This is a genomic window from Bradyrhizobium sp. 192 (genome assembly GCF_023100965.1).
GTDB classification, from domain to species: Bacteria; Pseudomonadota; Alphaproteobacteria; order Rhizobiales; family Xanthobacteraceae; genus Bradyrhizobium; species Bradyrhizobium symbiodeficiens.
This window is the reverse complement of sequence record NZ_CP064690.1, coordinates 4,052,050-4,064,602: the sequence shown is the minus strand read 5'-3', so window position 1 is coordinate 4,064,602 and position 12,553 is coordinate 4,052,050. Positions and strand designations below refer to the sequence as shown.

Below are 12,553 nucleotides of genomic sequence, written 5' to 3'. Positions count from 1 at the left end.
CGTGTTTGAGAAAAGACGGCTCCAGCCAGCGAATCGCTAGCTCGTAATCTCGCAAATGAAGCAAATGGCGAGGAGACCGTTCATGCGGAACATATGGGCTAACAGGCGCCCCTGCGTCAAGGGAGCCGCGCGAAACGCCATTCACCCGGACTACGGACGTCCGATAGTTCATATCCTTAACTATTGAGCCCATTCTGGAACCGGATTGTTCCACCTTTTTGCCTCGCGGTATTTTCATGCGATCCTTGCTCGCGCTCATTTTCAGCGCCTCGATCCTCGCGGCATCCGGCGCCTGCGCCGAGACCCGCGTCTTCATCATCGCCAACGGTTACGGCGACCAGTGCCTGGCCAAGGGTGAGAAATGCGGCGCCTCCGTCGCCCGGACCTATTGCCAGTCACGAGATTTTGCCCAGGCATCAAGCTATCGCCGGGTCGATCCCGACGAAATTACCGGCTCCGTCCCCAAATCCGGCACAAATTGCTCTCATGGCCATTGCGACGAATATGTCGCAATCACCTGCCAGCGCTAATTTACTCGGTGCTGGCGCAGCTTAGGCCGGTCCCTTGGCCCCCGAAACGACGTGACGATGCCGCAGGAAGCGGCTATGGGAGGGCGCGCTTCGGCCCTTCCAAGTCACGTGGAACGTCACCTTGGGCCGTGACTCGCTAGAATGGCGGATATGCCTGAATTCCTCTCCCTCTCCCGTGCCCGCTTCGTCCTTGCCTGTACCGTGCTCTTGAGCACGGCCGTGCTCGTCACCGGCGCTTTCGCGCAGGCCGGGCCGCCCGGACCGCCGCCTCAGCCGGGGCAAAACGGACTTGGGCCCAATCCGATGTGCGTGCGGCTGGAAGGCCAGCTCGCGGTGCTCGACCGCGGCGGCGGTGGCGACCCCGCGCGTGAGGAGCAGATCCGCCGCTACCAGGATTCCCAGGCCAGGCAGCAGGCCGAGCTCGACCGCGTCACCATGCAGGCCAAGCGCATGGGCTGCGATTCCTCCGGCTTTTTCTCGCTGTTCAACGGCCAGTCGGCCCAATGCGGCCCGGTCAACACCCAGATCCAGCAGATGCGCGCCAATCTGGACCAGATCACCGGCAATCTCGAACGCCTGCGCGGCGGCAGTGGCGGCGGCTACAGCCCGGAGCGCGACAGTCAGCGCCGCTCGGTGCTGGTGGCGCTGGCGCAGAACAATTGCGGCCCGCAATACGCCAACGCCGCGCAAGGCCAAGGCGGCGGCAACTTCCTCAGCAATCTGTTCGGCGGCAACAACGCGGGCAATCCGCAAGCTGCGCCGCCCTCCGATCTCGGGCCGCAATCCGGCACTTTCCGCACCGTGTGCGTGCGCACCTGCGACGGCGCCTATTTCCCGATCTCGTTTGCCACGGTGCCGGCGCGCTTCTCCGACGACGAGAAGACCTGCAAGGCGCTGTGCCCGGCCGCGGAAGCCGTGCTCTACACCCATCGCAATCCCGGCGAGGACATGAATTCGGCGGTCTCGATCAGCGGCCAGCCCTACACGGCGCTGCCGACCGCTTTCAAATTCCGCAGCGAGTTCAACCCGTCGTGCTCCTGCAAGGCCGCCGGCCAGACCTGGGCGGACGCGCTGAAATCCGCTGACGACAAGGCGACCGCCGAGCAGCAGGGCGACATCATCGTCACCGAGGAAAGCGCGAAGAAAATGCAGCAGCAGCGGCTCAACAAGGGCACGCCTGCGAACGCCAAAAAGGGCGCAGCTCCCGCGCCGACCACGGCGGCTGCACCAGCTGCGGCGCCGCCGGTGGATACCGGCGCGGCTGCGAGCTCCGATAACAAGCCGATCCGCTCGGTCGGGCCGACCTTCCTGCCGCAGCAGCAGAAATAGGCGCAAAACAAATTGCGATCGTAGGATGGGCAAAAGCGCGAAGCGCTGTGCCCACCATCAAGAGGCGGTGGGCACGCTTCGCTTTGCCCACCCTACTTCGATGAACTCACCCCTCGAACGCGTCGATCGACGCCTTGCTGCCGCGCGAGACCAGTGTCTCGTCCGGCGCGGGCAGCCCCTCGCCCTTGTCGCGGAAGCGGTTGGTGATGGGATAGCGGCGGTCGCGGCCGAAATTCCGCGGTGTCACCTTCACCCCGGGCGCAGCCTGGCGGCGCTTGTATTCGGCGACGTTGAGCAGATGGTCGATGCGGGCGACGGTGTCGCGATCGAAACCGGCGGCGATGATCTGATCGAGCGGCTCTTCGCGCTCGATCAGACGCTTCAGGATCGCGTCGAGCACGTCGTAAGGCGGCAGCGAGTCCTCATCACGCTGGTTCTCGCGCAATTCCGCGCTCGGCGGCCGCGTGATGATGTCGGGCGGGATCACTTCGCCCGCAGGCCCGAGCGCGCCATCGGCCTTCCAGCCGTTGCGCAAGGCCGCCAGCCGGAACACCTGTGTCTTGTAGATGTCCTTGATCGGGTTGAAGCCGCCGTTCATGTCGCCGTAGAGCGTGGCGTAGCCGACCGACATTTCCGACTTGTTGCCGGTCGTCACCACCATCAACCCGGTCTTGTTGGAGATCGCCATCAAGAGCGTGCCGCGGCTGCGGGCCTGGAGGTTTTCCTCGGTAATGTCGGGCGGCAGATTCTTGAACAGGCCCGAGAGGATGGTCTCGAAGCCGGTCACGGCCTCCGCGATCGGCAGCACCTCGTAGCGAATGCCGAGATGGCCGGCGAGCTCGCCCGCATCTGCGATCGAGTGTGCTGCGGTGTAGCGATACGGCAGCATCACGCCATGCACCTGATCGGCGCCGAGCGCATCGACCGCGATCGCCGCACACAGCGCTGAATCGATGCCGCCGGAAATGCCGAGCAGCACGCCGGGAAAACCGTTCTTGACGACGTAGTCGCGCAGGCCCAGCACGCAGGCGGCATAGTCGGCCTTGTCGCCCTCGACCTGCTCCGCGATCGGTCCCGCGCAACGCCAGTCGTCGCCGTTTCGCGTGAAGCGCAGCGTGACGATGCTCTCTTCGAAGGACGGCAGTTGCGCTGCGAGCGAGAGATCGCCGTTGAGCGCGAACGACGCGCCGTCGAACACCAGTTCGTCCTGGCCGCCGACCTGGTTGAGATAGACCAGCGGCAGCCCGCTCTCGGTGACGCGGGCGACCGCGACCGACAGGCGCACATCGTTCTTGTCGCGGGAGTAAGGCGAGCCGTTCGGCACCAGGATGATCTCGGCGCCGGTCTCGGCCAGCGTCTCGATGACGTTCTCGTAGTCCCCGGACTCTTCCAGCCAGATGTCCTCGCAGATGGGGACGCCGATGCGTACGCCGCGCACGGTCACGGGGCCCGCCGCAGGGCCACGCGAAAACAACCGCTTCTCGTCGAACACGCCGTAGTTCGGCAGATTGCATTTGAAGCGAAGTGCGGCGATGCGCCCGCCATCGAGCAGCGCGCAGGCATTGTAGAGCTTGCCGTCCTCGACCCAGGGCGCGCCGATCAGCATGGCCGGCCCGCCATCGGCGGTCTCGCGCGCCAGTGCCTCGATCGCGGCGCGGCAGGCCGCCTGGAAAGCCGGCTTCTGCACCAGGTCTTCCGGCGGATAGCCGGCGATGAACAATTCCGGAAACAGCACGAGATCGGCGCCGTCGGCGATGGCACGCGCGCGCGCATCGCGCGCCTTGGCAGCGTTGCCCTCGATGTCGCCCATGGTCGGATTGAGCTGGGCGAGCGTGACCACGAATGCTTTGAGACGTTCGGTCATGGCCGCCGCGCTCCGATCAGATAAATCCCAGTCGCTCGATGATGGCGATGATCCAGAACGCGCCGGCCATCAGCAGCGCGACGCCGACCGCCGCCGAGCCCATGTCCTTGACCCGGCCGATCTGCTTGTCGTGATCCATGGTCAGCCGGTCGGCGAGCTTCTCGATCGCGGTGTTGAGCAGCTCGACGGTCAGCACGAACGCAACCGAACAGACCAGTTCGACCGCGCGCATCGCGGTCGCGCCGACCAGCCAGGCCAGCGGCAGCGACAGCAGGAGCGCAAAAATTTCCTCGCGGACAGCCTGCTCCGATCGGAACGCAAAGGCCAGACCGTTACGGGAATTGATCGTGGCCTTCCAGATCCGCAGCAAGATCCTAGAGCCCCGCTGCCGCCGGCATCGGCGTGGCCTTGCCCGCGCGTTCCTGCTTGAGCAACTCCGCAATCAGGAAAGCCATGTCGATGGATTGCTCGGCATTGAGGCGGGGATCGCAGACGGTGTGATAGCGGTCGTTGAGGTGCTCGTCGGTGATCGCGCGGGCGCCGCCGATACATTCGGTGACGTCCTGCCCGGTCATCTCCAGATGCACGCCGCCGGCATGGGTGCCTTCGGCGGCATGGATCGTGAAGAACGACTTCACTTCGGACAGGATGCGGTCGAACGGCCGCGTCTTGTAGCCCGAGGTCGAGGTGATGGTGTTGCCGTGCATGGGGTCGCACGACCAGACCACCACCTTGCCCTCGCGCTTCACGGCGCGGATCATGTTCGGCAGATGCTCGCCGACCTTGTCCGAGCCGAAGCGGCCGATCAGCGTCAGCCGGCCCGGCTCATTGTCGGGGTTGAGCACGTCGATCAGCTTCAACAGTTCGTCGGGCTTGAGCGACGGGCCGCATTTCAGCCCGATCGGGTTCTTGATGCCGCGGAAATATTCGATATGGCCGTGATCGAGCTGGCGGGTGCGGTCGCCGATCCAGATCATGTGACCCGAGGTCGCGTACCAGTCGCCGGTGGTGGAATCGACACGGGTCAGGGCCTGCTCGTAGCCGAGCAGCAGCGCCTCGTGGCTGGTATAGAAATCGGTGGCGCGCAGCTCGGGATGGGCCTCGAGATCCAGGCCGCAGGCGCGCATGAAGTTGAGCGCGTCCGAGATGCGGTCGGCCAGCTCCTTGTAGCGGCGCGACTGCGGACTATCCTTGAGGAAGCCGAGCATCCATTGATGCACGCTGCCGAGATTGGCGTAGCCGCCGGTGGCGAAGGCGCGCAGCAGGTTCAGCGTCGCGGCCGACTGGCGATAGGCCATCAGCTGGCGCTGCGGATCGGGAATGCGCGCTTCCCTGGTGAAGGCGATGTCGTTGACGATGTCGCCGCGATAGCTCGGCAGCTCGATGCCGTTGAGCTTCTCGGTCGGCGACGATCGCGGCTTGGCGAACTGGCCGGCAACGCGCCCGACCTTCACCACCGGCACCGCGCCGGCATAGGTCAGCACCACCGCCATCTGCAGCAGCACGCGGAAGAAATCGCGGATGTTGTTGGCGCCGTGCTCGGCGAAGCTCTCGGCGCAATCGCCGCCCTGCAGCAGGAACGCTTCGCCCGCCGCAACGCGCCCAAGCGCCTTCTTCAGGTTGCGCGCCTCGCCCGCGAACACCAACGGCGGAAAGGTCGCAAGCTGCGCCTCGACGTCAGCCAGGGCCTTGGCGTCGGGATAATCGGGCACCTGTAGCACCGGCTTGCTGCGCCAGGACTCGGGCGTCCACCGCTCGGACATCGCAATCTCTCCGTGAAGCAAAAAGCACAACCTGATCTAGGGGTTGCGAGGGCCGCCTTATACACAGGCTGGCACGACATCGCCAGACGTAAATCCGCCTCGAACTGCAAACCCTTGCGAGGAAAGCCAAATTCGCATCTGCTGGGCGGGCGAGGCAACTGGCGGGATACCTTGCGCCCATGGACGCGGCACCGGACGACGTTTTCATCGACGAGATCAACTTCCCGGCGACCGACGGGTATGCCCTGACCGGCACCCTGTTCCTGCCGCGCGGCACCAAGCGCCATGCCGTCTTGATCAATTCGGCGACCGCCGTCCCGCGAAAAATCTATCGCGGCTTTGCCTCCTATCTCGCCCATCGCGGCTGCGCGGTGCTCACTTACGACTACCGCGGCATCGGCGATTCCCGGCAGCCGGCGATGGTCGGCTACAACCGGCCGAAATCGCTGGTCGGCTTCAAGGCCTCGATGTCGGATTGGGCCGCGCTCGACGTCACCGCCGCGGTCAGCTGGATGCGCGAGCGGTACAACACCCTGCCGCTTGCCTATGTCGGCCATTCCTTCGGCGGCCAGGCGCTCGGGCTGATCGCCAACAACAGCGAAATCTCGCGCGCCGCCTTCATAGCCTCGCAGGCCGCGACCTGGCGGCTGATGACCCCGCCGGAGAAATACCGCGTCTTCGCCTTCATGAACCTCATCGGCGTACCGCTCGTTCACACGCTCGGCTACGCCCCGGGCTGGACCGGCGTCGGCGAGGATTTGCCCAAGGGTGTCTTCCTGCAATGGGCCGAGTGGGTCTCGAGCCCGCGCTACCTGTTCGATTCCAAGCTGCCGGCGCTGGAGAATTTTCCAAGGTTCAAGGGCGAGCTGCGGGCGCTCTGCTTTTCAGACGATCCCTGGGCGACGCGGCCGGCGGTCGAGCTGCTCGCCAGCGGGTTCACCGCGATCAAGCCGGAGGTGCTCGACGTCAAGCCGTCCGACGTCGGCGCCAAGGCAATAGGCCATTTCGGCTTCTTCCGCCCCGAGCACCGCGACACGCTGTGGCGCGGCGTCGCCGAATGGGTCCAGGGGGCCTGAGACACATCACGATGCGCCTCGACGTTCGTCATTGCTGCACGATTGCGGGAGTAGCGAGCAATCCGGAAATCGCTCATCGTGACGGTGCCACTTCTCGAGCGGCAGATCCGTTGCAGACACGGCTAATCATCCTCGCGGCGCATCTCGCCCGAGTTTTGCTTCATCGCTTCACCCTCGATTGAACGAGGGCGCAGGGAAGACCGGGTGCCGGCCGGGCACCCACGGTCCACTGTGCGAAGGTTGCGCTACAAGAAGCTGCACAGCGGCATACAGGTGAAGCCGAACATCCGGCCTTCCCTGCGCAGTGGGTTTACGACTTATGTCGTGCTCTCCCCAGGGAGCGTTGCACTATTGCCCCCGTCGCCTTGTGGATGACTGATGCGCGTGCCCGGTTGAGCAACACACATCACCGCAAGACTTGGCGCACAGACCCCGGGCGCCAGGACCACACGATTTCGCCGTACGCCGATCACACCGGTCGTGCGCGCCAGGTGTTTCGCTCACGGTTGCCCGCCCTGCGAAATCCTTGGCGCCGATGTCACCTGCGTCCACCGCCGCCCGGCCCGCGTTCGTGACGATCGCGATACGCCCCTCTTCGTTGGGCCGGGATGCCGAAGCATATACGCGATTTCCGAATTTCGGTAAAGTGGAATATTCTTGGTGATGAGGGTTGCCCCATCCCTCGCGTGTTTTGCCTATCGAGGCTGGGCAAGAATTGGTCGTTGGCCGTCCTAGGCGGTAGCGCACCGGGGAGTTGCGAGCGGAGGCCGAAATATTCGCCAGAACGTCGCTAGAGCGACCTTCATGCCCTGCAGGAGGGCTGCGAAGGGGCATCGGCGAGGAGCGAGCGTCTTTGCGAGCGCGGCCAAGAACGCGTCGAAGCTGAGGATGTTGAGCACGCGGGTGAAATTGTAGCAGAGCGCCATCAAGCTCCACTCGCCGCCAACCTTGTTGAATCCGCGGACCAGGAAATGACGATAGCCGGCACGGCATTTGAGCGTGCCGAAGGGATGCTCGACGATGCCGGAACGACGGCGCATCAGTTCGCCTGCGCCCTGCATCCGTGCGCGATGACGCTCAAGAACGTCTTCATGCTCCCAGCGACCGATCGCCCGGTAGGCCGCGTTCGAGCCGAGGCAACGGACCTTGAGGGGACAGGTCCTGCAGATCGCCCCACGCGCCGCGTAGCGGATCTCGATGCGGCCACTGGTGTTCTTCTGCCTGCTCTTCATCGGATGTAGCAGTTGGCCGGCGGGACAACGGTAGGTGTCGGATACGCCATCATAGTTGAAGTCCTTGAGGACAAAGCGGCCTTGCTTCTCAAGCCGGGAGTTGCCCTCCGGCACCGGCACATAGGCCACGATGCCATCATCCTCACAGGCCTTCAGTTCGCGACTGCTGTAATAGCCCTCATCTGCCAGCACCTGCAGGGCCTTGACCTCAAGGGCTTCTTTTGCGGCCATGGCCATCGCATGTAGCTGGCCGACGTCGCTGCTGTCGTTCACCACCTCGCTGGCGACAATGAGCTTGTGCTTGTCGTCGACGGCGGTCTGCACGTTATAGCCTGCGACCCCTTGGCCGCTCTTGACCAGAAGCCGGGCATCCGGATCGGTCAGGGACAATTGCGTCTCGCCGTTCTCTTCCAACCGAGCAAGATCGGCTTGTGCGCGCGAGCGCTTGGCCATCAGCGCCGCGACCTTCGCGCCAAGGTCACCTCCACCTGCGCTGCCACCATCGGGCCCATCCTTGCCGGGCTTCTTGGCTTCCGCGGCATCATTGTCCTCGAGGGACTTGCCGTAAGCCTCGATCTCCTGGTCAAGTTTTGCGATCTGATCGGCAAGCCTCTTGCGCGTAAAGATACTAGCCTTGCTGGCGTCGCCATGGAAAAACGAGCCGTCAATCGCAACAACGCTGCCGCCGACAAGACCAAGCTCGCGCATCAGCAGCACGAAGCTGCGGTTGGCCGCCTTCAGAGCCGCCCAGTTCTCCTTGCGGAAGTTGGCGATCGTCCGATAGCCTGGCTTCAATCCCTTCAGCAGCCAGATCAGTTCCAGATTGCGGCCAGCTTCCCGCTCCAACCGACGCGACGACCTGATTTGGTTGATGTAGCCGTAAAGGTACAGCTTCAGCAGATCGGCCGGATCGTAAGGCGGCTGGCCGACCCCTTCGGCCTTGCGGTCAGCATGGCGAAAGCCGAGCTTGGCAAGGTCGAGGACGCCAACGAAGCTCTCGATCGCCCGGACCGGGTTGTCCGCCCCGACATAGTCCTCAACTCGCGCAGGAAGCAGACTGGGTTGCTCTCGGCTCTCGCCGGTCTTGAATGTGCGATTCGTCATGAACAGAATCGTACATCAACTCCCCAAAATGCCGAGTTCTTGCCCAGCCTCATCGGGCAACACAAGGTCTTGTAGCTATCGTGCCCGGCCCCGACGTTTCCGTGGAAACGCTGAAAGGCGTGCGCGAGGTCGCATTGCGCCTGAAACCTGCCTTTTTGTGCTCGGCACAAAACTTTCCGCGTAGTTGGTTGTTGGACCGCGTGTCCCGCCTTCAGATGGAGCATCAAGGATGTTTGGCAGGTCCAACGGCACTTGGTTGAACGAACCGAAACAATGGTCTGAAAAGGACAACTTCCTCGAAGTGGTTACGGACCATGCCACCGACTTTTGGCGCGAAACCCACTACGGTTTCATCCGCGACAGCGGGCACTTTCTTGGTTTTCCGGTCGGGGACGCATTCACGGCCGAACTCCGCGTCCGGGGTGATTTCAAAGCGCTCTACGATCAAGCGGGCCTCATGGTGCGTGTGGACGAACGTTGCTGGCTCAAGGCCGGGATCGAGTTTGCGGATGGGCGCGCGATGCTATCGAGCGTCCTGACCGACGGGCGATCGGACTGGGCGACGGCACCCTATCAGCACGACGCCAGTGACTTCCGGTTGCGCATTACGATTGCGCACGGCGTTCTTCGCTTGCAGTCTTCGAGCGACGGCAAGATATGGCCTCTCATGCGGCTTGCGCCGTTCGCAGCGAATTCTTCCTATCTTGTTGGACCTATGGCCTGCACACCGGAGCGATCCGGACTCGCGGTCGCATTTTCAGATTTCCGGCTGACGCCGCCGCTCGGTAAGGAGCTTCACGATTTGCAATAACCGGACGGGCGGACGCCGATTTATGCCTCGGCCCTACCGGATAATGGTCGTCAGCGCCGAGTAACGCTTGTTCGGCTTGACCTCGCCCGCCGAGAACTGCGCGAAGGCGTCGCTGACGCGCACCGCCGGCGGCGTGTCACCCGCGAAGCGGAATTCCTTCGGCCGCGGCGCGTAGAAGCTGGCGCGGTAATATACGTCGTCGAAGCGCGGCTCGCCGACCCCGAACAATGCGTCGCAGGCGAGCAGGAGCGCGTAGACTCCCGCGACCGCAGCGACGATCTCCCTGAGAATTGACATGCTGATGCCCTGCCCTGTTGCAGGCAGAATGCAGATCAGTTCCAAAGCTCTGGTTTAAAGCGCAGTGCTTCTCGTCCGCACGGTTTGCCGCTGCTGGACGGATTGCAGACAATTTTAACGACCCCGCCGAACGCACGCTGTGACCGGCGGCTTCACTGCCGCGCGCTGAGAAGGCAGGCCGCAAGTTCGGTCCGGTTGTGCACGCCGAAGCGCCGGCACAGATTCGCGACGTGCTCCTTCACGGTCTGGTCGGAGATCCCCATTTCGCGGGCAATCTCCTTGTTGGTCTGGCCACGGCAAACCCGGATGGCGACATCCGCCGAGCGCGGCGGCAGCGATGCCGAGAGCATCCCGGCCGTCTCGGGTTGACTGCCCGGGCTACGACCGGCTTGCAGCTCGCCCGTATCCATCATGTTGGTCAGCGCTAGCGAGCCGGCCCGGCATAGCATCTGCATGCGCAATCGTGCCCGCGGCGTATAGGGCGCGCCCGTCTCCGTCGTCGCAGTGAAGAGCACGCCGATGATCTTCCGGCCGCACCACAGCGGCCCACCCATATTGTAGGCGAAGCCCCATTCATGCAGCATCTCGAAGCTCGGGCTGTGCCGCCATTGCTGCGGGCCGATCACGGTTTCGCCGTCGACCGCGCAGCCGCGGGTCATGATGCAGTCGAGCACAGGGTCGTGCTTCCAGAAGCCGGCCTTGTAATTGTCAAGCAGGCCATCGGCGACGTGGCGGCTGTAGACCAGGACGGGCTCCGGGCCGTCGAGCAGGTAGAGGCCGACGGTCGGCGATCCCGTAAGCTTGGTGATTGCCGAGCAACAGGCCGCGCCCAGTGCACGCACCGAACGGCTCTCGGCGACGGACATCAAGCGATCCGCAAGCTGGCTCTCGGGTAGACCGTCCAACTGCACCTGCTCGTCCATCAGCGCCACCCCTCGATCGTCGCGCCATTGCGATTATTATAGGCTTAAAACTTCTTCCTCGCCTGTTCCCGGGTCAAGCGAAAAGAAGCGGCAGAGCCGTGCCTCCCGGCCCAGCTTTGTGGCACAGCAGCATCGCCGATCCCCCCATGATGGGGGATTGCCGGCCTGACCGCTTCATCCCTAGCATTCGCCCATCGTGATCGCGTGAGGACATCACGCGGTTCCGACGGGGACACGTCACCATCGCGAACTGCCTGCTCACCCGTGCGCCAACCGCCTTGGCGCGCGACGGCAGGGCTTTGCCAAGGCCGCCGTTCCCGCGGTCCCGATCTTCGCCGCCGATCGCGGCGGAGCAACAGCCTGACGTGGAGATACCGATCATGAGCCTTTCCATGCAACGCGCCGCCAGGCCTTCCACGACGCCATCAGTGGCCGAGTTCCACGCGCGCCTCGACGCCGTACTGCCACTGGTCGAGTCCCGCGCCGCCGAGGCCGAGGCGCAGGGCTATCTCACCGACGACGTCGTCGCCGCGCTTCGCAAGGCCGGCATCTACACGATGCTGTTCCCCCGCGAGGTCGGTGGCGCAGAGCTTCTGCCATACGACGCCATGACCGTGATCGAGCGCCTTGCCTATACGCATGCATCCGCCGGATGGTGTGCGATCGGCAACAACATGGAAGGCACGACTCTCGCCATCTATGTCGAGGACGAGGGCATCAAGAAGGTCTTCGCAAAAGGCGCCGACATCACCATCGCCGGCAACGGAGTCCCGCGGGGCTTCGCCCGTCCGGTCGACGGCGGCTACATGATCCGCGGCAACTGGGCCTATGGCAGCGGCATCCAGCATGCCGAATGGGTCCACTCCGGCTGCTTCGTCACCGACGCCTCCGGCAAGGACATGGTGTTCGGTCCCAACGGACAGCCCAAGATCGTTGTCACCCACCATCCGCGGGCGACCATCAAGCTGATGGGCAATTGGGACGTGCTCGGCCTGCGCGCCACCGGAAGCTTCGACTACACGCTCAGCGAGGGCGACGAGCTGTTCGTGCCGACACACATGACCTACGATTTCGACATCGGTGCGCCGCGTCGCGGTGGGGTGCAGGGCGCGCTGGGGCTCGCGGGCTATAGCGCCTGGTCGCACTCGAGCTGGGCAGTCGGAGTCGGCCGCCGCATGCTCGACGAACTCGTGAAGGTCATCGTCCCGCGCCAGGATCCCTTCGGCAAGTCGTGCGAGAGCGCCAGTTTCAAGTTCCAATTCGCGCAGGCCGAGGCTCGTTTTCGCGCGGCACGTGCGCTGGTGCACGAAACCTGGAAGGAGGTCTCCGAGACCTGCGCCGACGGCGAAAGCCCGTCGCTGGCGCAAATGACAATGATCAAGCTGTCGCTGCGCCACATCCACGACGTCCTGTCCGACGTCTCGACCTTCGCGCACCGTGCAGCCCGGGGCGCCTCGCTGCACAACACGCCGATGCAGCGCTTCTATCGCGACATCCACTCGGGTACCCAGCACATCCTGATGGCCGACCAGATCGTCGAGGAATGCGGTCGTGCGCTGCTCGGCCTTCCCGGGCCGGACGCGCAATGGACAGTGTTCGGGGTGACTGGCTGAGCGCGCAGGAG

Annotated in this window: 11 protein-coding genes; 5 read left to right on the top strand and 6 right to left on the bottom strand. The window is 64.2% G+C overall.

Annotation, left to right across the window (positions count from 1 at the left end; translation table 11 throughout):
- The first annotated feature begins 236 nt into the window (after nt 1-236).
- Together IVB24_RS18460 and IVB24_RS18455 are read left to right on the top strand one after the other, a co-directional pair.
- Nucleotides 237-530 carry a hypothetical protein gene (locus IVB24_RS18460; RefSeq protein ID WP_094974784.1) on the top strand — a complete coding sequence of 98 codons (294 nt, stop codon included), beginning with the start codon at nt 237-239 and terminating at the stop codon, nt 528-530.
- Between the two features lie 141 nt (nt 531-671).
- Nucleotides 672-1,859, top strand: a complete 1,188-nt coding sequence (locus IVB24_RS18455) for a DUF2865 domain-containing protein (RefSeq protein ID WP_247774029.1) — start codon at nt 672-674, stop codon at nt 1,857-1,859.
- 106 nt (nt 1,860-1,965) lie between these two features.
- Here IVB24_RS18455 and IVB24_RS18450 read toward each other — a convergent pair whose 3' ends face one another.
- The 3 genes from IVB24_RS18450 to IVB24_RS18440 are packed head-to-tail and all read right to left on the bottom strand — an operon-like array spanning nt 1,966 to nt 5,486.
- Nucleotides 1,966-3,723: an NAD+ synthase gene (locus IVB24_RS18450; RefSeq protein ID WP_247774028.1), complete on the bottom strand. Its 1,758-nt coding sequence runs from the start codon at nt 3,721-3,723 to the stop codon at nt 1,966-1,968.
- A 16-nt stretch (nt 3,724-3,739) separates the two neighbouring features.
- The gene (locus IVB24_RS18445; protein ID WP_094974787.1) at nt 3,740-4,093 is read right to left on the bottom strand and encodes a diacylglycerol kinase; all 354 of its coding nucleotides are present in this window, start codon (nt 4,091-4,093) and stop codon (nt 3,740-3,742) included.
- A 4-nt stretch (nt 4,094-4,097) separates the two neighbouring features.
- Nucleotides 4,098-5,486 carry a 3-deoxy-7-phosphoheptulonate synthase class II gene (locus IVB24_RS18440; protein ID WP_247774027.1) on the bottom strand — a complete coding sequence of 463 codons (1,389 nt, stop codon included), beginning with the start codon at nt 5,484-5,486 and terminating at the stop codon, nt 4,098-4,100.
- Between the two features lie 179 nt (nt 5,487-5,665).
- On the opposite strand from IVB24_RS18440, the gene IVB24_RS18435 reads away from it, so the two are divergent.
- The gene (locus IVB24_RS18435) at nt 5,666-6,562 is read left to right on the top strand and encodes an alpha/beta fold hydrolase (protein ID WP_247774026.1); all 897 of its coding nucleotides are present in this window, start codon (nt 5,666-5,668) and stop codon (nt 6,560-6,562) included.
- Nucleotides 6,563-7,293: 731 nt separating this feature from the next.
- On the opposite strand, the gene IVB24_RS18430 is transcribed toward IVB24_RS18435, so the two are convergent.
- Nucleotides 7,294-8,898, bottom strand: coding sequence for an IS1182 family transposase (locus tag IVB24_RS18430; protein ID WP_247769155.1), 1,605 nt, complete (start codon nt 8,896-8,898; stop codon nt 7,294-7,296).
- Between the two features lie 229 nt (nt 8,899-9,127).
- On the opposite strand from IVB24_RS18430, the gene IVB24_RS18425 reads away from it, so the two are divergent.
- The gene (locus IVB24_RS18425) at nt 9,128-9,709 is read left to right on the top strand and encodes a DUF1349 domain-containing protein (protein ID WP_166469726.1); all 582 of its coding nucleotides are present in this window, start codon (nt 9,128-9,130) and stop codon (nt 9,707-9,709) included.
- A 33-nt stretch (nt 9,710-9,742) separates the two neighbouring features.
- Here the strand turns inward: IVB24_RS18425 and IVB24_RS18420 are convergent, their stop codons facing one another.
- Nucleotides 9,743-10,006: a hypothetical protein gene (locus IVB24_RS18420; protein WP_094974791.1), complete on the bottom strand. Its 264-nt coding sequence runs from the start codon at nt 10,004-10,006 to the stop codon at nt 9,743-9,745.
- A 152-nt stretch (nt 10,007-10,158) separates the two neighbouring features.
- The gene (locus IVB24_RS18415) at nt 10,159-10,929 is read right to left on the bottom strand and encodes a LuxR C-terminal-related transcriptional regulator (protein ID WP_247774025.1); all 771 of its coding nucleotides are present in this window, start codon (nt 10,927-10,929) and stop codon (nt 10,159-10,161) included.
- A 380-nt stretch (nt 10,930-11,309) separates the two neighbouring features.
- Between IVB24_RS18415 and IVB24_RS18410 the strand changes: the two genes are divergently transcribed.
- On the top strand, nt 11,310-12,542 hold the full coding sequence (locus tag IVB24_RS18410) for an acyl-CoA dehydrogenase family protein (protein WP_094975098.1): 1,233 nt from the start codon (nt 11,310-11,312) through the stop codon (nt 12,540-12,542).
- Nucleotides 12,543-12,553 lie beyond the last annotated feature (11 nt).